Below are 19,256 nucleotides of genomic sequence, written 5' to 3'. Positions count from 1 at the left end.
TCACGGGGTCACGGGCACGCCGAGCGGCGGCCACACCGCGACGGCGAAGAACAGCACCAGCGCGGCGGTCAGCGGCGCCAGCACGGCGGACAGGCGCAGCAGGTCGCGAGGGGTGTAGGTGGGGGTGCCGGGCAGCTCGGCGAAGAGGGCGACCGGCTTGGCGGAGGCGGGCAGGGTGTGACAGAACCCGGCGGCCGCGGTGGACGCCAGCGCCGCCGCGACGGGGTTGACCCCGGCGGCCACGGCGGCGGCGACCACCAGCGGGACCAGCACCGAGGAGCGCGCCGAGCGGGACTGGAGGACCAGGTGCGCGGCCGTGCTGACGGCGACCACCACCGACAGGAACACCACGGGACCGACGCCCGAGGGCAGCCCGGAGACCAGCCATCCGGCGGCCCCGGAGTCGGCGAGCGCGACGCCCATCGCCGTGGTCGCGGCCATGAACAGCAGCAGCGACCACGGCACCGTCCGCAGGGCGTCCTTCAGGCGTACGGTGCCCAGCGCGGGCGAGGCGGCGACGACCGCGCCGATCAGCGCGACCACCGCGGGCGGCACCCGGTGCAGCGGCTCGGTGCACCACAGCGCCACCACGGTCGCCAGCAGCAGGGCGCAGCGGGTCTCGGCCTGGGTCAGCGGGCCGGTGACGGGGCTGTCACTGTGGCGCTGGATCTCCTCGGCGCTGATGCGGACAGGGCCGCGCCGGTCCGCGCGCCGGGTGGTGGTCAACAGCACGGCCTCGGCGGCCAGGTGGGAGGAGACCACGGCGAGCGGCAGCCCGAGCAACAGCCACTCGGTGAAGCCCACGCGTTCCCCGGCGGCCTCCCACAGCACCGACACGGTGATCAGATGGGCGCCCGCGCCGATCAGGGTCGCCACCGCCGACAGCAGGATCACGGTCGGGAAGAGCAGCGCGAGCATCACGACCAGCCGCTCGCGGTCGGCGAGCGCCTTGGCGAGGGCCAGGAACACCGGTAGCGCGAGCGCGGCCCGGCCGGAGGTGGCGGGCACGGCGAACGCGGTGACGACCAGCGCGGCCGTCGTCAGATGCGTCAACTGCCGTACGGTGCGCGCCCCGCCGACCAGGAACGCCGCCGCCCGGCCCGCGAGCCCGGTCCGGGTGACCGCGGCCGCCAGCACGAAAGCGCAGATCAGCAGCCACACCGTGGCGTCGCCGAGGGTGCCGAAGAGGGTGTCGCTGCTGATCACCCCGGTCGCGGTGAGCGCCAGCCCGGCGCCCAGCGCGATGTAGGTGTCGTCGATCGGGGTGCCGATCCAGGCGCAGGTCGCCAGCGCGAACACGGCCAGGGTGAGGCGGGCGTCGCCGCCCAGGGAGGGGAGGCTGGCCGGTACCGCGAGCAGGGCGCACAGGGAGAGCGCCGCGCACAGGGCGATGGCCAGCCGCGGGGTCAGTGTCACGTCATCGAGCGTTCACCCGGGCGGTGAGCCGTCGATGAGCCGCACATGAAGGGAACTTCACGCGGACAGGCGGTAGCCCATCCCGCGCACGGTCTCCACCCGCTCGGCCCCGAGCTTCTTGCGCAGCGCGCGCACGTACACGTCCACGATGTTCGACCCGGGGTCGAAGTCGTAGCCCCACACGTGGGAGAGGATCTGCTCCCGGGACAGCACCTGCCCCGGATGGCGCAGGAACAGCTCCAGCAACACGAACTCACGGGCCGTCAGGTCCACCGTCCGCTCGTCGGCGCGGGCCCGCCGCGTGCGCAGGTCCAGGCTGAGCGAGCCGGACCGCAGCACCGTCACCTCCGGCGCCCTGGCCGCCGTACGCAGCCGCAGCCGTACCCGGGCCAGCAGTTCCTCGAAGCGGAACGGCTTGGTCATCCAGTCGTCGGCGCCGCCCTCCAGACCGGCGACGGTGTCCCGTACGGAGTCCCGCGCGGTCAGCACGATCACCGGTACGGTGACGCGGGCCTCGCGCAGTTCGCGCAGCACCGTGAAGCCGTCCCGGCCGGGCAGCCCGATGTCCAGCACCACCAGGTCGAAGCCGCCGGTGAGCGCGTACTCGTGGGCCGTGTCGCCGTCGCCGGTCACGGTGGTGGTGAAGCCGTTGGCGTTCAGGCCCTTCTCGACGAAGGACGCGATGCGTTCCTCGTCCTCGACGATGAGGATGCGGTTCATGCGGGTGCCTCTTCCAGGGTGAGTACGAAGGTGGCGCCGCCGCCCTCGGTGGCGGTGAGGTCGACCCGGCCGCCGTGTCCCTCGGCGATCGCCCTCACGATCGACAGCCCGAGCCCGGCGCCGGAGCCGCGGGCGCCGCGCCGGGCCGTGCCGCGCCGGAACCGTTCGAAGATCAGCTCACGGTCCTGCGGCTGGACACCGGGCCCGCTGTCGGCGACGTACAGCTCGACGCGGTGGCCGTCGGTTCGGGAGCCGATGCGGATGGTCTGGCCGGGAGCGGTGTGCTGCACGGCGTTCTGCGCCAGCTGCACCATCGCCTGGGTGATCCGCTGCGGGTCGAGCGGGACCTCGCGGTCGGCGACCTCGGCGAGCTGCCAGTCGCGGGCGCCGAGGGTGCGGGCCTTGACGTAGACGTCGGCGGTGAGTTCGGCGAGCTGGACCGGCTCGGGGGTGACGAAGTCGGGGCGTTCGGCCTTGGCGAGCAGCAGCAGGTCCTCGACGATCCGGCTCATCCGGTCGAGTTCGTCGGTGACCAGCCGTACCGTCTCCTCGCGCTCGGCCGGATCGTCGCCCATCAGCTCCAGATGGCCGCGCACGATGGTGATGGGGGTGCGCAGCTCGTGCCCGGCGTCGTCGACGAACCGCCGTTGTGCGGCGAAGGCGCGCTCCAGCCGGTCCAGCATCGCGTTGAACGTCTCGGCGAGGGCGGCGATGTCGTCGTGGCCGCGCACCGGGATACGGCGGGTGAGGTCCTGCTCGGTGAGCTGCTCCGCGGTGCTGCGCACCAGCCGTACGGGGTGCAGGATGCGTCCGGCGACCACCCAGCCGATGCCGGTGGTGAGCAGCAGCGCGACGCCGGAGATGGCGAGCAGGATGCGGAAGACGGCGTCCGCGCCCGCCTGCTCACGTCCGGGGTGGAAGGCGACGACGAAGGCGGCGTCCGGTTCGCCGCCGTGCCGGGCGATGGGGACCTTCGCCCAGCGGATCTCGCCGGAGGGCCGGCGCAGGGTGCCGGAGGAGTCCGGTGAGGCGAAGATCCGGCGGCGGGACTCCGCGTCGCGGTGCAGGGGGAGGGCGACGGGGACGCGCCGCGGCTGGTGGATCTGTGCGGGGTCCTGCCGCCCCGGCCGCCCCACCATCCCGATCAGCTCCTCGTCGGGATCGGCGTACTGGCGTTCCAGGAACACGTACAGCAGCCGGTGCGGGTCGGTGAAGGGGCGGCCGTTCTCCGGGTCGAGGCCCCGTTCCTCGAAGTTGGCGAACTCGCCCGTCTCCTGCGCGAGCAGGCCGTTCACCCGGTGGTCGACGTCCCGGAGCAGGATGGTGCGGGTGGTCGCCGCGACCGAGCCGAGCGCGACCGCCATGACGAGCAGCAGCCAGAGCAGGATGCGGACGCGGGCGGAGATCCGGCGGCGGGGCCGGTCAGCCGTCGTCGGAGTCGTCCCCGGCGTCCTCGTCGTCTCCGGTGGCGGGGCCGCCGCGGTCGTCGTCATCGTCGTCACCCGTGGGGCTGTCGGCGGTCACCGGGGGCGGGGAGACGACCTCGTCGTCCGGCACCGGTGCGGAACGGGTCGGTGAGGGCGGCGGGGAACCGCTCTCCAGCTCCACGGCGGGCGGGACCTCGGGCGGATCGGGGCGGTCGGTGAGCGCGAAGCTCGTCGCGGCGATGCCGAGCGGGATCAGGACGACGGCGGCCAGGGCCGCCATCCGGCGGGAGAAGACCATGCACCGACGGTGCGGCCGGTACCCGGTGGCCGGGATGAGCGGAAGATGAGGATTCCTTCATCCGCCCCGCTGCTGTGGACGCTAGCTGTCCAGCCCGATCGCGAAGGCCGCCTCCAGGTCGTGCTGGGAGTAGGTGCGGAACGCCACGTGCGTGTCCGTCGCCTCGACGCCGGGGATCTTGCTGATGCGTCCCGGAATGACCTCCGCCAGGTCCTCGTGCTCCCGCACCCGCACCATCGCGATCAGGTCGTAGGTCCCCGTCACCGAGAACACCTCGCTCACGCTCTCCAGCGAGGCGATCTGCTCGGCGATCTCGGGGATCCGGTCCACGCTGGTCTTGATGAGGACGATCGCGGTGATCACGGCTGGTTCTCTCCCTCGGGGGCCGGAGCTTCGGGCGCCTTCACTCTAGTCGTACGCCCGAACCGGGCCCACGCGAAGCAGAAGCCGAGGCCGAAGCCCAGCAGGTGGGCCAGGTAGGCCACGCCCGGGCCCTGGCTCGCCTGCCCCGCCGCCAGCCACTGGAGGGCCGCCCAGAAGGGCAGCACGATCCAGGCCGGGAACCGCACCGGCAGGAAGAACAGGAACGGCAGGAGACTGGTGACCCGGGCGTCGGGGAAGAGGAACAGCAGCGCGCCGAGGACGGCGGAGATCGCCCCGGAGGCACCGACCAGCGACTGCTGGGAGTCGGCGTTGGCGGCCGCGTACCCGAGCAGCGCCAGATAGCCGCAGCCGAGGTAGAAGAGCGTGAACTGGACGCGGCCCATCCGTTCCTCGGTCATCGCGCCGAAGACGTAGAGGAAGAGCATGTTGCCGAGCAGGTGCACCCAGCTGCCGTGGACGAAGAGGGCCGTCGCAGGGGTGAGGGCGGCCCGGGCCGAACCCTCGAACAGATCCGCGGGGACCACGCCCCAGCGCCGGAAGTAGGCGCGCTGCGCGGCGAGCAGTTCGTCGCCGGTGCCGTACGCCGGACCCAGCCCCGAGGCGGGGCCGAGCAGGAAGACCAGACAGCACAGGGTGATCAGTGTGTACGTCACCGGCGCCGACGGCCCCCGCATCGATCTGCTCACCCTGGCGGCCACCGCGCTCCACGTCCTGATCATGGACATAGAGCATGACGTAACGGGACGCAGCCGCACAGATCGCCTCGCCGCCGTGGACGCGGGGGCGTCGGGTACCCGCCAGGCCGTAGGGTTACGAGCCACACGCGCCGGGGAAACTGGCGCAGCACGGACACTAGAAGGAGAGAACAGGCGCGATGACGGTTCCCCTGCCGACCGCCACGACGCGGTGGCGTTGCACCCTCTGCGGCAACCTCACCCGCTTCGACGTGACGCGCTCGTCGAAGGTCGTCGAGTACGTCCACCTCGACCTGGCCGGTGAGCCGAAGGTCGAGGAGCGCGAGGTGGTCAGTGAGACCATCGAGTCGGTGCGCTGCCGCTGGTGCAACGCGGTGGACCAGGTGGAGCTGGTGGACAGGCCGGGAGCCGGCTCCTGATCGGCGGGCGGCCCCGTACGGACATCGAGGTGTGACGGATGGTGGAGACCACGGGCGGGGGGCCGGGCGACGGCGCCGCCGAGGTGCTCGACCGTCCGCTGCCCGAAGGGGTGCGCCGCAGGGTCGTACAGATCGTCGCGGACGGCTTCGGCGGGCTGACCGTGGCCGAACTGCCCGCACAGCTGAGGCAGTACGCCCGGTTCGCGCCGAACCGGAGGGCCAAGTTCGCGGGCAACGCGATGGCCGCGGCGCTGGAGACCGATCCGGTGTTCCGGCAGCGCATCGGCGAGCAGCTGAGAGAGGCGCAGCCGGAGCTGACCGGCGCCCTCGACTCCGGCTCGCCGCCCCCGGCCGCGGACCCGCTCGACGTGGCGGCCGCGGCCTATGTGCTGCGGCCCGCCGGCTGGGTGAAGCTGGTGGCGGCCGCCGGCGAGGAGGCCCAGCGGGCCGACGCCGAGCGGGCCGACGAGGAGAGCCGCGCCGAGGTGGAGCGGCTGCGCGCCGAACTGGCCGCCGCCCGCGAGCACACCCGCGCCGAGACCGAGCGGCTGCGTGCCGAGCTGGACGGCGCGAAGAAGGAAGCCGAATCGCTTCACCGCAAGCTGCGCGCCGCCCTCAGCGATGTCAAGCGGGGCGAGGCGGCGCTGCGCAAGGTGCAGGGCGAGATGGAGGCGGTCCGCGCCGAGGGGCAGACCCAGGTGTCCGCGGCGGAGAGCGAGACCCGGCGTCTGAAGGCCCGCCTCGGTGAGGCGGAGGCCGCGCTGGAGGCCGCCCGGCGGGCCGCCCGCGAGGGCCGCAGCGTGGAGGACATGCGGGTGCGGCTGCTCCTGGACACCGTGCTGGACGCGGCGCAGGGGCTGCGCCGGGAGCTGGCGCTGCCGCCGGTGTCGGTGCGCCCCGCCGAGACCGTGGACGCGGTGGAGCCGGGCCGGATGACCCCGAAGGACATCGCCGCCCGCGCGCTGTCCGAGCACGACCCGGCGATCCTGGACCAGTTGCTGGCGCTGCCGCAGGCCCATCTGGTCGTCGACGGCTACAACGTGACCAAGACCGGCTATCCCCAGATGCCGCTGGAGCAGCAGCGGTTGCGGCTGCTCGGTCAGCTGTCGCAGCTGGCCGCGCAGACCGGCGCCGAGGTGACGTGCGTCTTCGACGGGGCCGAACTGGTCGCGCCGGTGCTGCTGGCGCCGCCGCGCGGGGTGCGGGTGCTGTTCTCCAAGCCGGGTGTCACCGCCGACGAGCTGATCCGGCAACTGGTGCGCGCCGAGCCGCCGGGGCGGCCGGTCATCGTCGCCTCCACGGACCGCGAGGTCGCCGACGGGGTGGCGAAGGCGGGGGCGCGTCCGGTGGCGTCGGCCATGCTCCTCAAGCGGCTTTCCTGACCTACACCCCAATCGCAACTTCTGGGCAGCATGCCGGAATTGACGTGGTTGCAGTGCAGCAGTGTGTCAGGAGTGCCTCACACCGCGTGATTCATGTGTAAAGAATGAAGGCTGAGGTGAGATTTTTCAGCTGAGGATTTGAACTGATCACAACTGGGTCACTAGGGTCTGGGCTCGAACCTCCGAGCGGGCAGTAACTCACAAGAAGGAGTTCGCCTTCCGTGGCGTCCCACCGTCGACCCAAGCAGCCGAGCCGCACTCGCGTGACCGTGCTCACCACGGCAGCGGCCGCGGCCGTCGCCCTCAGCTCGCAGGCGGCCAACGCTGCCCCCAGCGAGAAGCCGAGCAAGGACGAGGTCAAGGCCAAGGTCGACAAGCTCTACGAAGAGGCCGAGCACGCCACCGAGAAGTACAACGGCGCCAAGGAGAAGCAGGAGAAGCTCCAGAAGGAGATCTCCACCATCCAGGACAACGTCGCCCGCGGTCAGGAAGACCTGAACGAGCTGCGCGACGGCCTCGGTTCGATGGCCAGCGCCCAGTACCGCAGCGGCGGCATCGACCCCTCCGTGCAGCTGTTCCTCTCCGCCGACCCGGACGACTACCTCGACAAGGCCTCAACGCTCGACCAGTTGAGCGGCCAGCAGGTCGAGGCGCTGAAGAAGATCCAGGTCAAGCAGCGCGAACTGGCCCAGCAGCGGTCCGAGGCGTCCGACAAGCTCAAGGACCTCTCCTCCACCCGCACCGAGCTGGGCAAGAAGAAGTCCGAGGTGCAGGCCAAGCTCGCCGAGGCGCAGAAGCTGCTCAACACGCTCACCGCCGCGGAGAAGGCCGCCCTCGCGGAGGAGGAGGCACGGGCCACCCGGGCCAGCGAGCGCGCCGTCCTCGGCTCCACCGCCCCTGCCACCGGCCGCGCCTCGTCGGCCTACGCCGCCGCGCAGAGCGTCATCGGCTCCCCGTACGTCTACGGCGCCACCGGCCCGTCCTCCTTCGACTGCTCCGGCCTCACCTCCTGGGCCTTCGCCCAGGCCGGCATCGCCATCCCGCGCACCTCCCAGGCGCAGGCCAACGCGGGCACCCGGATCTACTCGCAGAGCGACCTCCAGGTCGGCGACCTGGTCATCTTCTACGGAGACCTGCACCACGTCGGCTTCTACGCGGGCAACGGCCAGATCCTGCACGCCCCCCGCACCGGCACCGTCGTGCGCTACGAGTCGATCAACAACATGCCGTTCCAGTTCGGCGTCCGTATCTGAGCACCCCCGGGAGCCGGACACCGTGCCGCCCGATCGGGCGAATCCACGGAACCCCGGATGACCCCACGCCCCGCCGGTGACCTGCGTCAGCGGCGGGGCGTCACTGTGCGTGCCCGCCGAGGTCTTTGGCCGGGGCCCCGCCACGGGGTTACTGTCTGCCGCGTTTCCCTGTCCGCCAGCGGAAGGAGCACGGCTTCCCGTGGGGTCCCATCGCCGCCAGGCAGCGTCCGGTTTCGACCGGGGCGCCGCCGTCGCGGTCTCCGTCCTGTCGGCCGCAGCGGCCGCCCTCGGCGCCCTCCCGGCGCTGGCCGCGCCGCACGACGACACCCGCGCCGAGGTCGACCGCCTCTACGCGCAGGCCGAGAAGGCCACCGAGGCCTACAACAAGGCCGCCGAGCGCACCGACGCGCTGCGCGAGCAGGTCGGCGCCGCCCAGGACCGCGTCGCCCGCCAGCAGGAGCGCATCAACTCCCTGCGGGAGGCGCTCGGTTCGCTCGCGGGCGCCCAGTACCGCTCCGGCGGCCTCGACCCCTCCGTGGCGCTGCTGTTCTCCGACGACCCGGCCGACTACCTCGACAAGGCGTCCGTCCTGGACCGGATCAGCCTGCACCACGCGGACAAGCTGGCCGACCTCCAGGAGGCCATGCGCGAACTCGCCCAGGAGCGCGCCGAGGCCACCCGGGACCTGGGCGAGCTGGAGAAGAGCCGCAAGGCCGTCGCCGCCCACAAGCGCACCGTCGAGCAGAAGCTCGCCAAGGCCCGCAGCCTGCTCAACTCCCTCCCGGACGCCGATCGCGCCGCCTACGACCGCACCTCCCGCTCCGGCCGCGCCGACCTGCCCGACCTGGGCGCCGCCGAGCCCGCCTCGGGCCGCGCGGCCGCCGCGGTCGCCGCCGCCCGGTCCGCGCTGGGCAAGCCGTACGTGTGGGGCGCCGCGGGCCCCGGCGGCTTCGACTGCTCGGGCCTGATGCACTGGTCGTACGCACAGGCCGGGGTCGCCCTGCCGCGCACCTCCCAGGGGCAGCGGTTCGCGGGGCGGCAGGTGCCGCTCTCCCAGGCGCGGCCCGGCGATCTCGTGACCTACCGCTCCGACGCCAGCCATGTCGCCATGTACATGGGCAACGGCCAGGTGATCCACGCCCCCTACCCCGGCGCTCCGGTGCGCTACGACCCGGTCGGGATGATCCCGGGCGCGACCGTCACCCGGGTCTGAGGGTCTGGCGGCCCGCCCGGACAGCCGTACGATCGGACGGATGGCAGGTCATGGGCGGGCGCCGACAGCGGGGGCGCCGATATCCGCGGTGCTGGCGGTCTGTCTGCTGCTCGTCTCCCTGGTGGCGTGCGGGGGACGGGCCGGGGCCGACCGCGCCGAGGCGGACGTCCAGCGGCTGCTGGACCGGCGGGCCGCCGCCGTCCTCGACCGCGACCTGGCGGCCTACCGGGCGACGGGCTCCACGGCCGGGTTCGGCGATCTGCGGGCGGTGCCCCTCGCGGCCTGGTCGTACGAGCTGACCGGGCTGCGGCTCAGCGGCGACAGCGCCACCGCCGACGCCGGGCTGCGCTACCGCCTCGACGGCTACGACACCGCCCCGGTCCGCGCCTCCCGGGTGCTGGGGCTGGCCCGGGACACCGACGGGCAGTGGGACGTCGTCTCCGACCGGCCCGCGCCGGGATCAGCGCAGCAGCCCTGGGACCAGGGCACGGTCCGGGTCGTGCGCGGCGAGCGCAGCCTCGTCCTCGGCGTCGGACGGCCGGAGGGGGAACTGCGCGGCTACGCCACCCTCGCGGACCGCGCCGTCCCGGCGGTGACCCGGGCCTGGGGCAGGGAGTGGAGCGGGCGGGTCGTGGTCGTCGTACCGGAGTCGCTGGAGGACATGGCGGGCCTGCTCGGCTCACCCGCCTCCGCCTACCGGGGGATCGCCGCGGTCACCACCGGCGAGATCGGTGCCCCGGCCCGCGCGGCGGCCGACCGGATCATCGTCAACCCGGAGGCGTACGGCGTCCTCGGCGACATCGGCCGCCAGGTCGTCCTCACCCACGAGACCACCCATGTCGCCACCCGCGCCCACACCAACGCCGCCACCCCGCTGTGGCTGTCCGAGGGCTACGCCGACTGGGCCGGTTACCTGGGCACCGGACGGAGCCCCGAGGAGGCCGCGCCCGAGCTGGCCCGCGCGGTCACGGGCGGCCGGACGCCGGACCGGCTGCCCACCGACGGGGACTTCTCCTTCACCGGCGACGCGGCCGCCCTGGCGCAGGCCTACGAGGGCGGCTGGATGGCCTGTGAGCTGATCGCCGAGGAGTGGGGCGCGGACCGGCTGGGCGCGTTCTACCGGGCCGTGGGCGCGCACGAGCAGCGGGCCGGGGCCGTGGAGGGCGCGCTGGGGCAGGTGCTGGGCGTCACGACGGAGGAGTTCACCGAGCGGTGGCGGGAGTATCTGCGGGTTCGCTTCGGGTGACCGGCCGCACCGGCTCCACGACATCGGGCCGGGCCGTCGACCGCCACAGCTGCCGGGCCGCGAGGACGGTGGCCAGGACCAGCAAGCCGTTGCGGACGAACAGCAGGGTGACCCCGAGGCCGTCGCTGGCGACCACATGGGCGAACCACAGCGGGAACTCCAGCGTCGTCACCAGGCACGCGAGCAGCACCAGGACGGCCGGTCGGTGCATCGTGCCCGCCCGGAAGCCGAGGCAGACCGCCGCCAGGCCGACCAGCCACACCAGGTACTGGGGGCTGATCACCCGGCTGGTCACCGTGAACAGCAGTACCGCCACGAACGCCGCGTCCGCCGCCGTGTGCGGCAAGAACCGCACCGCCAGCATCCGCCACACCAGCAGCCAGCCGAACGCCATCCCCGTCAGCGTCAGCGCGGCCGTGCTGACGGTGCTCACATGCGGGCCCAGGAACTCCACCGAGCCGTAGTTGAGCCGGACCTCGCCCTCCCAGCCGAACTGCCGGGCCACGTGGAAGACCAGCGCTCCCAGCGACTCCACCTCGGTGCCCCGGTCCCGCTGGAAGGTGAGGAACGCGAGCGCGCCCGGCATGGCCAGCGCGAACGCCGCCGCCAGCACCGCCGCCGTCACCGCCGCCGCGACCCACGCCCGCCGTCGCACCACGCCCACCAGCAGCATCGCGGGCCACACCTTCAGCATCGCCCCGAAGGCCGCCAGCGCCCCCAGCACCCGGGGCCTGCGGGCGCCCGCGAGCAGCGCGGCCACCGCCACCGCGGTCACCATCAGGTCGTAGCGCGCGTACACCGTCGGCCCGAGCAGCGGCACCCCCGCCACCCACACCCAGGCGCCCCGCAGCGACCTGCCGGGCCGGGCGCCGGTGAACACCAGCATCGCCAGCACGGCGAGGTCGGCGAGGAGCGCGAGGACGAAGAAGGCCTCCGCGTAGCCGAGGAAGGGCAGCAGCGCGGGGGAGAGGATCGCGAGCGCGGCGGCCGGCGGGTACTGCCAGGTGACGTCGTCCAGCGGGAAGGTTCCGCCGCGCAGGGTCTCGTACCAGCCGTGGTAGATCACCGAGACATCGCCGGTGACGTCCGGGCCGGGGAAGACGAACACCTTGAAGACGAGGAGGAGCAGCAGCAGCCGGGTCGGCACCCACACCGCGGACAGCCCCACGACGGACCGCCACCGCACGCCCGTGTCCTCCACCTGAACCCCTGTCCGTCCTGTCCGTACGCCGCGTGCCGCACGGCCGTGCCGGCAGTCGAGTCTACGTTGGGTAGGGTCGGCGACGATGCGCAAGACCTTGATCGTCACCAACGACTTCCCGCCCCGGCCCGGCGGTATCCAGGCGTTTCTGCACAACATGGCGCTGCGCCTCGACCCCGAGCGGATCGTGGTCTACGCCTCCACCTGGAAGCGCACCCGCGACGGCGTCGACGCCACCGCCGCCTTCGACGCCGAGCAGCCCTTCACCGTCGTACGCGACCGTACGACGATGCTGCTGCCGACCCCCGCCGCCACCCGGCGGGCCGTCGGGCTGCTGCGGGAACACGGCTGTACGGCGGTGTGGTTCGGGGCGGCGGCGCCGCTCGGGCTGATGGCGCCCGCGCTGCGCCGGGCCGGTGCCGGGCGGCTGGTGGCCACCACCCACGGGCACGAGGCCGGATGGGCGCAACTGCCCGCCGCCCGGCAGCTGTTGCGCCGGATCGGCGAGGCCACCGACACGATCACCTACCTCGGCGAGTACACCCGCTCCCGGATCGCCGGCGCGCTCACCCCCGAGGCGGCGGCACGGATGGTCCAACTGCCGCCCGGCGTCGACGAGAAGACCTTCCACCCCGGCTCCGGCGGCGCCGGGGTCCGCGCCCGGCTCGGCCTCACCGACCGGCCGGTGGTGGTGTGCGTGTCCCGGCTGGTGCCGCGCAAGGGCCAGGACACCCTCATCCTCGCCATGCCCCGGATACTCGCCGTACAGCCGGACACCGTCCTGCTGATCGTCGGCGGCGGGCCCTACGAGAAGCAGTTGCGGCGGCTGGCCGCGGAGACCGGCGTCGCCGAATCGGTGCGCTTCACCGGGGCCCTGCCCTGGTCAGAACTGCCCGCGCACTTCGGTGCCGGGGACGTCTTCGCCATGCCCTGCCGGACCCGGCGCGGCGGCCTCGACGTCGAAGGGCTCGGCATCGTCTACCTGGAGGCGTCCGCGACCGGGCTGCCCGTCGTCGCCGGGGACTCCGGCGGCGCCCCGGACGCCGTGCTCGACGGGGAGACCGGCTACGTGGTGCGGGGCACCTCCGTGGAGGACACCGCCGACCGGGTCACCACCCTCCTCGGCGACGCGGAGCTGCGCCGCCGGATGGGGGAGCGGGGGCGCCGGTGGGTCGAGGAGCGGTGGCGGTGGGAGCTGCTGGCCGAGCGGCTGGAGGAGCTGCTGCGGTGACAGCCGCTCACTTCTGGTAGATCGCCTCGATGTCGGCGGCGAAGTCCTTCGCCACCACGTTCCGCTTCAGCTTCAGCGACGGCGTGAGGTGGCCGGAGTCCTCGGTGAACTGGGACCGGAGGATGCGGAACTTGCGCACCGACTCCGCCTTCGACACCGCCGCGTTGCCGTCGTCGACCGCCGACTGGACCGCCGCCAGCAGGTCCGGGTCCTCGCGCAGGGACGCCGCCGTGGAACCGGCCGGCTTGCCGTGCTCGGCCGCCCAGCGGCCCAGGAACTCCTCGTCGATGGTGATCAGCGCGCCCACGAACGGCCGCCCGTCGCCCACCACCATGCACTCCGCGACCAGCGCGTGCGCCCGGATGCGGTCCTCGATCACGGCCGGGGCGACGTTCTTGCCGCCCGCCGTCACCAGGATCTCCTTCTTGCGCCCGGTGATCCGCAGATAGCCGTCCTCGTCGAGGGTGCCGATGTCACCGGAGTGGAACCAGCCGTCCGCCAGCGCCTCGGCGGTGGCCGCCGGGTTGTTCCAGTACTCCTTGAAGATGTGCTCGCCGTGCAGCAGCACCTCGCCGTCGTCGGCGATCCGCACCACCGAGCCGGGCAGCGGCTGGCCGACCGTGCCGATCTTCTGCCGGTCCCAGGGGTTGAACGCGGTCGGCGCGGTGGTCTCGGTGAGGCCGTAGCCCTCCAGGACCGTGAAGCCGATGCCGCGGAAGAAGTGCCCGAGCCGCTCACCGAGCGGGGCGCCGCCGGAGATGGCGTACTCGCCCTTGCCGCCGAGCACCGCGCGCAGCTTGCTGTAGACCAGCTTGTCGAACACCTTGTGCTTGATCTTCAGGCCGAAGGACGGGCCGCCGGGGGCGTCCAGCGCACGGCTGTACTCGATCGCCGTGTCCGCCGCCTTGTCGAAGATCTTGCCCTTGCCGTCCGCCTGCGCCTTGGCCCGCGCCGAGTTGTAGACCTTCTCGAAGACCCGCGGCACGCCCAGGATCAGCGTCGGCCGGAACGACGCCAGCTCGTCGGTGAGGTTCTTGATGTCGGGGACGCAGCCCAGCTTGATCGGCGCGATCATCGGGGCGATCTGCACCATGCGGCCGAAGACGTGGGCGAGCGGCAGGAAGAGCAGCACACTGCACTCGCCGGTGCGGAACAGCGGGCGCAGCCGCTCGACGACGTTGCCGCAGTCCGCGAAGAAGTTGCGGTGGGTGAGCACACAGCCCTTGGGGCGGCCCGTGGTGCCGGAGGTGTAGACGATCGTCGCCGGGTCGTCGGCCTTCGCCCGCGAGCCGCGCTCCTCGACGGTCTCGTCGGGGACGTCCTGCCCCGAGCGGTTCAGCTCGGCCACCCCGCCGCCGTCGATCTGCCACAGGTGCTTCAGCTCGGGCAGCCGGTCGCGCACCGACTCCACGGCGGCCGTGTGGTGCTCCTGCTCCACGATGCAGGCGGTCGCGCCGGAGTCGCTGAGAATCCACTGCACCTGCTCCGGTGAGCTGGTCTCGTACACCGGCACCGTGATGGCGCCCGCGCTCCAGATCGCGAAGTCGAGCAGCGTCCACTCGTAACGGGTGCGGGACATCAGGGCGACCCGGTCGCCGGGCTCCACACCGGAGGCGATGAGCCCCTTGGCCGCCGCGCGGACCTCCGCGAGGAACTCGACGGACGTCACGTCCTGCCAGACACCGTCCACCTTGCGGGCGATCACGGCGACGTCCGGGTGCTGCGCGGCGTTGCGGCGGACGATGTCGGTCAGGTTGCCGTCCGCGGGGACCTCGTACAAAGCCGGAAGGCTGAACTCGCGCAAGACTGCTGCTCCTCATAGGGCGCCGGCGCCACGACGTTGTGTGATGCGACGGTGCGGTCCAAGGCTCGGGCGGGTGCTCGGGGCTTCGGAAGTTGAAATCCAGAGCACGACTGGACTGCCCGGACGTTACCCGCCGGTATGGCCTCTTCGACAGGGGGCCCGGCGAGATGTTCGCTGCGTCACACAGGCTGGTGTTCCTGGGCGCACAGTAGTCCACCGGTTTCCCGGCTGGCGAGTCCTCGCAGGTCCGGCCGCCATTGTTCACGTGTGCCGCACACGCTTACGCTTGATCGTCATGGCACTCACACCAGCCGGTGACCGCGGCACGCGGATCCACGTGGTCAGCGACGTACACGGCAACGCCCGCGACCTGGCCCGCGCCGGAGAGGGCGCCGACGCCCTGGTCTGCCTGGGTGACCTGGTGCTCTTCCTCGATTACGCCGACCACTCCCGCGGCATCTTCCCCGACCTGTTCGGGGTCGAGAACGCCCACCGCATCGTGGCGCTGCGCACCGCCCGCCGCTTCGAGGAGGCCCGTGAGTTCGGCGCCCGCCTGTGGGCGGGGGTCGACGGCGACCGGGCGGCGGTGATCGAGCGGGCGGTGCGCAAGCAGTACGCCGAACTCTTCGCGGCGTTCCCCACTCCTACGTACGCCACCTACGGCAATGTCGACATGCCGACACTGTGGCGTGAGTACGCCGGACCCGGCACCACCGTCCTCGACGGGGAACGCGTCGAGATCGGCGGCCGCGTCTTCGGCTTCGTCGGCGGCGGCCTGCGCACACCGATGCGCACGCCCTACGAGATCAGCGACGAGGAGTACGCCGCGAAGATCGAGGCCGTCGGCGAGGTCGACGTGCTCTGCACCCACATACCGCCGGAGGTGCCGGAGCTGGTCTACGACACCGTCGCGCGCCGCTTCGAGCGGGGGAGCCGGGCGCTGCTCGACGCCATCCACCGCACCCGGCCCCGGTACGCGCTCTTCGGCCACGTCCACCAGCCACTGGTACGGCGGATGCGGATCGGGGCGACCGAGTGCGTGAACGTGGGGCACTTCGCCGGGACGGGGCGGCCCTGGGCGCTGGAGTGGTGAGCGGGGGTGCCGTCGGTCTCCGTGCCGCGCGGTAGCCTGGCACCCTCCCGCACCGGACCGTAACTGGAGGAGCCACGGCGATGGCGGAACACACCAGCTCTAGCATCACGATCGAGGCCCCCGCGGCCGAGGTCATGGGCGTGATCGCCGACTTCGCCCGGTACCCGGACTGGACGGGAGAGGTGAAGGAGGCGGAGGTCCTCGCCACCGACGCGGACGGACGGGCCGAGCAGGTGCGGCTCGTCATGGACGCGGGGGCGATCAAGGACGACCAGACGCTGGCGTACACCTGGAGCGGGGCGAACGAGGTGTCCTGGACCCTGGTCAAGTCCCAGATGCTGCGCTCCCTGGACGGCTCCTACCTGCTGAAGCCCCTCGGCGCGACCTCGACGGAGGTCACCTACCAGCTGACCGTCGACGTCAAGATCCCCATGCTCGGCATGATCAAGCGCAAGGCGGAGAAGGTCATCATCGACCGCGCGCTGGCGGGCCTGAAGAAGAGGGTGGAGTCGGGCAAGTAGCCCGCACGGTCCCAGAGCCGCGGGCAGGGTGGGCGCTGGCGGTACCCCCTGCTCGAAGAGCTTGGGGGAGGCACCCCGCAAGCGCCGGACCGCGCGACCCACCCCCCACCGACCCCTGGGCTACGGTTCACCCCCATGCGCACCCTCCTGATCACCGGCCCAGGCGGAGCAGGCCGCACCACCATCGCCGCCGCCACCGCCCTCGCCGCCGCCCGCGAGGGCACCCGCACACTCCTCCTCGGCACCGACCCCACCGACACCCTCGGCACGGCGCTGGGCACGCCGGTCACGGGCCCCGCGCCCACCCCCGTCGCCCCGAACCTCACCGTCTGGCGCCCCGACCCCGCGACCGGGTTCCGCGCCGGCCTCACCGCCCTCCAGGACCGCGCGACCACCGCCCTCGACCTCCTCGGCGCCGCCCGTCTCGATCCCGAGGAGCTGACCCCCCTCCCCGGCGCCGCCGAACTCGCCCTGCTGCGCGCCCTGCGCGACGCCGCCCTCGCCGACGACGCGCACGAACTCGTCGTGGTGGACCTGCCCCCGAGCCCCGGCGCCCTCGCCCTGCTCTCCCTCCCCGGCGAACTCCGCCGCTACCTGCGCCGCCTGCTGCCCCCCGAGCGACAGGCCGCCCGCGCCCTGCGCCCGGTGCTGGGACGGCTCGCGGGCGTGCCGATGCCCGCCGAGGCGCTCTACGAGGCGGCGGCCCGCTGGGACCTGGAGCTGGCCGCCACCGAGGCCGTCGTCGCCGACCACGACACCGTCGTACGGCTCGTCGCCGAACCCTCACCGGCCGGTCTCGACGCCGTACGCGCCACCACCCTCGGCCTCGCCCTGCACGGACTGCGCACCGACGTGCTGGTCGCCAACCGGGTCTTCCCGGAGCCGACGGCGGACACCCGGCTGGCCGGGGTGCTCGCGCAGCAGCGCAAGGCGGTCGACGAGTGGCGGGAGTCGTACGACGTCCGCACCGTCGACCACCTCGGCCGCGACCCGCGCGGCACCGACGACCTCGCCGCCCTCGCCGTGCCCGCCGTCAACACCCGGCAGCGGACCGCCACCGTCGAGTGGCCCGTCGTCGACCGGATCGCGCAGGACGGCGTGCTCGTCTGGCACATCCCGCTGCCCGGCGCCGTACGCGAGGACCTCGACCTGATCCGGCGCGGCGACGAACTCGTGGTGACGGCCGGGCAGTTCCGCCGGATCGTTCCGCTGCCCTCCGGACTGCGCCGGTGCACGGTCTCCGGCGCGGGGTTGCGCGACGGCGAGCTGCGCATCCGGTTCGCTCCCGACCCCGGGCTCTGGCCGGCCGGACGGTGACGGCGCCTGCGCCCGTTCGGGTAACGTCGTAGGGACGAACCGTAGTCAGGAGCCCGCCATGAGCGAAGAGCGCCCCCCGTCCGACGCCGCTCACGAGGACGCGGTCGACGAGGCCCGCCGCGCGCCCGACGCCGACGCCTGGGCGACCGCCTGCGCCGAGGACCTGGAGGCGGAGAAGGCCCGCCGCCGGGCCGCCTACGGTCGGCCGCCCGGCTCCGCCGCCGACGAACTGCGCAAGCTCGTCGACAGTGTCGCGGACAAGCTGTCCGGCCTCCAGTCGCCGCTGTTCGGCGCGGTCGCCGGGCCCGCCGCCCAGCAGGTGGTGCAGCAGGTCGTCCAGCAGGCCAAGGCCGCCGTCGAACCGGTCATCGAACGCAACCCCGACCTCTTCGACCACCTCGCCGCCGCCGGCCATGAACTCCTCGCCGCCTACCGCTCCGCGGTCCAGGCCCAGGAGAGCCGCTGGACCTCCGGCGCCACCGACTTCCGCAGGGACCTCGGCGGCGACCTCGACCAGGACCCCGGCACCGACCCCGACGACCCGGGCGAGGACCCGGGCCCAAGCCAACGGATCGACTTGGACTGACTCCCCTCGGGTACGGTTGGCCGTAGCGGGGCTCGACCGAAACTGAGGGATTCATGGGACTCACCATCGGCGTCGACATCGGCGGCACGAAGATCGCGGCCGGCGTGGTCGATGAGGAAGGCAACATCCTCTCGACCCACAAGGTGCCGACCCCGGGCACGCCCGAGGGCATCGTGGACGCCATCGCCTCCGCGGTGGAGGGCGCGCGTGCCGGGCACGAGATCGTCGGCGTGGGCATCGGTGCCGCCGGATACGTCAACCGACAGCGCTCCGAGGTCTACTTCGCGCCCAACATCGACTGGCGCAACGAGCCGCTCAAGGAGAAGGTCGAGGCCCGCGTGGGCCTCCCGGTCGTCGTCGAGAACGACGCCAACGCCGCCGCCTGGGGCGAGTACAAGTTCGGCGCGGGCAAGGGCCACCGCAACGTCATCTGCATCACGCTCGGCACCGGCCTCGGCGGCGGCATCATCATCGGCAACAAGCTGCGCCGCGGCCACTTCGGCGTCGCCGCCGAGTTCGGCCACATCCGCATGGTGCCGGACGGCCTGCTGTGCGGCTGCGGTTCGCAGGGCTGCTGGGAGCAGTACGCCTCCGGCCGCGCCCTCGTCCGGTACGCCAAGCAGCGCGCCAACGCCACCCCGGAGAACGCCGAGATCCTGCTCGGCCTGGGCGACGGCAGCCCCGACGGCATCGAGGGCAAGCACATCTCGATGGCCGCCCGCCAGGGCGACCCGGTCGCCGTCGACTCCTACCGCGAGCTGGCCCGCTGGGCGGGCGCCGGACTCGCCGACCTCGCCTCCCTCTTCGACCCGTCCGCCTTCATCGTCGGCGGCGGCCTCTCCGACGAGGGTGAGCTGGTCCTCGACCCGATCCGCAAGTCGTACAAGCGCTGGCTGGTCGGCGGCAACTGGCGCCCGGTCGCCGACGTCATCGCCGCCCAGCTCGGCAACAAGGCGGGCCTGGTGGGCGCCGCGGACCTGGCCCGCGAACCCGACCCGATCATGTAATCGGCGGCACATGTCTGCCCTCAGGGGCGCGGGGAACTGCGCG

The 19,256-nt window shown here is 73.0% G+C and carries 19 protein-coding genes; 11 read left to right on the top strand and 8 right to left on the bottom strand.

The window, feature by feature from the left end; translation table 11 throughout:
- The 6 genes from KBY47_RS01690 to KBY47_RS01665 all read right to left on the bottom strand — a co-directional run bounded on the left by KBY47_RS01690 (window position 1) and on the right by KBY47_RS01665 (window position 4,964).
- Window positions 1-1,416: an SLC13 family permease gene (locus KBY47_RS01690; RefSeq protein ID WP_210919021.1), complete on the bottom strand. Its 1,416-nt coding sequence runs from the start codon at window positions 1,414-1,416 to the stop codon at window positions 1-3.
- 57 nt (window positions 1,417-1,473) lie between these two features.
- On the bottom strand, window positions 1,474-2,136 hold the full coding sequence (locus tag KBY47_RS01685; protein ID WP_210919020.1) for a response regulator transcription factor: 663 nt from the start codon (window positions 2,134-2,136) through the stop codon (window positions 1,474-1,476).
- Window positions 2,133-3,629, bottom strand: a complete 1,497-nt coding sequence (locus KBY47_RS01680) for a HAMP domain-containing sensor histidine kinase (RefSeq protein WP_210919019.1) — start codon at window positions 3,627-3,629, stop codon at window positions 2,133-2,135. Before KBY47_RS01680 ends, KBY47_RS01685 begins: the two co-directional genes overlap by 4 nt.
- Window positions 3,559-3,861: a small secreted hydrophilic protein gene (locus tag KBY47_RS01675; protein WP_210919018.1), complete on the bottom strand. Its 303-nt coding sequence runs from the start codon at window positions 3,859-3,861 to the stop codon at window positions 3,559-3,561. The genes KBY47_RS01680 and KBY47_RS01675 overlap by 71 nt, the downstream gene beginning before the upstream one ends.
- An 81-nt stretch (window positions 3,862-3,942) precedes the next feature.
- Window positions 3,943-4,224: an Lrp/AsnC family transcriptional regulator gene (locus KBY47_RS01670; RefSeq protein ID WP_210919017.1), complete on the bottom strand. Its 282-nt coding sequence runs from the start codon at window positions 4,222-4,224 to the stop codon at window positions 3,943-3,945.
- Complete coding sequence (locus KBY47_RS01665; protein ID WP_247694020.1) at window positions 4,221-4,964, bottom strand: rhomboid family intramembrane serine protease; 744 nt, start codon at window positions 4,962-4,964, stop codon at window positions 4,221-4,223. Before KBY47_RS01665 ends, KBY47_RS01670 begins: the two co-directional genes overlap by 4 nt.
- A gap of 155 nt (window positions 4,965-5,119) precedes the next feature.
- On the opposite strand from KBY47_RS01665, the gene KBY47_RS01660 reads away from it, so the two are divergent.
- The 5 genes from KBY47_RS01660 to KBY47_RS01640 all read left to right on the top strand — a co-directional run bounded on the left by KBY47_RS01660 (window position 5,120) and on the right by KBY47_RS01640 (window position 10,453).
- On the top strand, window positions 5,120-5,359 hold the full coding sequence (locus KBY47_RS01660) for a hypothetical protein (protein WP_055541554.1): 240 nt from the start codon (window positions 5,120-5,122) through the stop codon (window positions 5,357-5,359).
- Window positions 5,360-5,397: 38 nt separating this feature from the next.
- Window positions 5,398-6,741, top strand: a complete 1,344-nt coding sequence (locus KBY47_RS01655; RefSeq protein ID WP_210919015.1) for an NYN domain-containing protein — start codon at window positions 5,398-5,400, stop codon at window positions 6,739-6,741.
- A gap of 221 nt (window positions 6,742-6,962) precedes the next feature.
- On the top strand, window positions 6,963-7,994 hold the full coding sequence (locus KBY47_RS01650; RefSeq protein ID WP_210919014.1) for an NlpC/P60 family protein: 1,032 nt from the start codon (window positions 6,963-6,965) through the stop codon (window positions 7,992-7,994).
- 199 nt (window positions 7,995-8,193) lie between these two features.
- Window positions 8,194-9,207 (top strand): NlpC/P60 family protein, encoded by a 1,014-nt coding sequence (locus tag KBY47_RS01645; protein WP_210919013.1) that lies wholly within the window; start codon window positions 8,194-8,196, stop codon window positions 9,205-9,207.
- 40 nt (window positions 9,208-9,247) lie between these two features.
- Window positions 9,248-10,453 (top strand): hypothetical protein, encoded by a 1,206-nt coding sequence (locus KBY47_RS01640; RefSeq protein ID WP_210919012.1) that lies wholly within the window; start codon window positions 9,248-9,250, stop codon window positions 10,451-10,453.
- Here KBY47_RS01640 and KBY47_RS01635 read toward each other — a convergent pair.
- Window positions 10,410-11,654, bottom strand: coding sequence for a glycosyltransferase 87 family protein (locus KBY47_RS01635; RefSeq protein ID WP_308405004.1), 1,245 nt, complete (start codon window positions 11,652-11,654; stop codon window positions 10,410-10,412). The genes KBY47_RS01640 and KBY47_RS01635 overlap by 44 nt on opposite strands.
- Window positions 11,655-11,739: 85 nt before the next feature.
- Here KBY47_RS01635 and KBY47_RS01630 point away from each other — a divergent pair, with 85 nt between their 5' ends.
- The gene (locus tag KBY47_RS01630; protein ID WP_210919010.1) at window positions 11,740-12,885 is read left to right on the top strand and encodes a glycosyltransferase family 4 protein; all 1,146 of its coding nucleotides are present in this window, start codon (window positions 11,740-11,742) and stop codon (window positions 12,883-12,885) included.
- Between the two features lie 7 nt (window positions 12,886-12,892).
- On the opposite strand, the gene KBY47_RS01625 is transcribed toward KBY47_RS01630, so the two are convergent.
- A complete protein-coding gene (locus KBY47_RS01625; protein WP_210919009.1) occupies window positions 12,893-14,689 on the bottom strand; it encodes a long-chain fatty acid--CoA ligase in 1,797 nt (598 codons plus the stop codon).
- 337 nt (window positions 14,690-15,026) lie between these two features.
- Here KBY47_RS01625 and KBY47_RS01620 point away from each other — a divergent pair, with 337 nt between their 5' ends.
- From KBY47_RS01620 to KBY47_RS01600, 5 genes are all read left to right on the top strand, one after another.
- Window positions 15,027-15,782, top strand: a complete 756-nt coding sequence (locus tag KBY47_RS01620) for a metallophosphoesterase (RefSeq protein WP_210919158.1) — start codon at window positions 15,027-15,029, stop codon at window positions 15,780-15,782.
- An 80-nt stretch (window positions 15,783-15,862) separates the two neighbouring features.
- The gene (locus KBY47_RS01615) at window positions 15,863-16,303 is read left to right on the top strand and encodes an SRPBCC family protein (RefSeq protein WP_210919008.1); all 441 of its coding nucleotides are present in this window, start codon (window positions 15,863-15,865) and stop codon (window positions 16,301-16,303) included.
- 135 nt (window positions 16,304-16,438) lie between these two features.
- The gene (locus KBY47_RS01610; RefSeq protein WP_210919007.1) at window positions 16,439-17,620 is read left to right on the top strand and encodes an ArsA family ATPase; all 1,182 of its coding nucleotides are present in this window, start codon (window positions 16,439-16,441) and stop codon (window positions 17,618-17,620) included.
- 58 nt (window positions 17,621-17,678) lie between these two features.
- The gene (locus tag KBY47_RS01605) at window positions 17,679-18,206 is read left to right on the top strand and encodes a DUF5304 domain-containing protein (RefSeq protein WP_210919006.1); all 528 of its coding nucleotides are present in this window, start codon (window positions 17,679-17,681) and stop codon (window positions 18,204-18,206) included.
- 53 nt (window positions 18,207-18,259) lie between these two features.
- Entirely contained in the window at window positions 18,260-19,213 is a 954-nt protein-coding gene (locus KBY47_RS01600; protein ID WP_151783630.1) for an ROK family glucokinase, read from the top strand.
- Window positions 19,214-19,256 lie beyond the last annotated feature (43 nt).

The sequence above is a fragment of the Streptomyces sp. B93 genome (genome assembly GCF_018070565.1).
Classification (GTDB): domain Bacteria; phylum Actinomycetota; class Actinomycetes; order Streptomycetales; family Streptomycetaceae; genus Streptomyces.
This window is presented reverse-complemented; position numbering and strand designations above follow the sequence as displayed.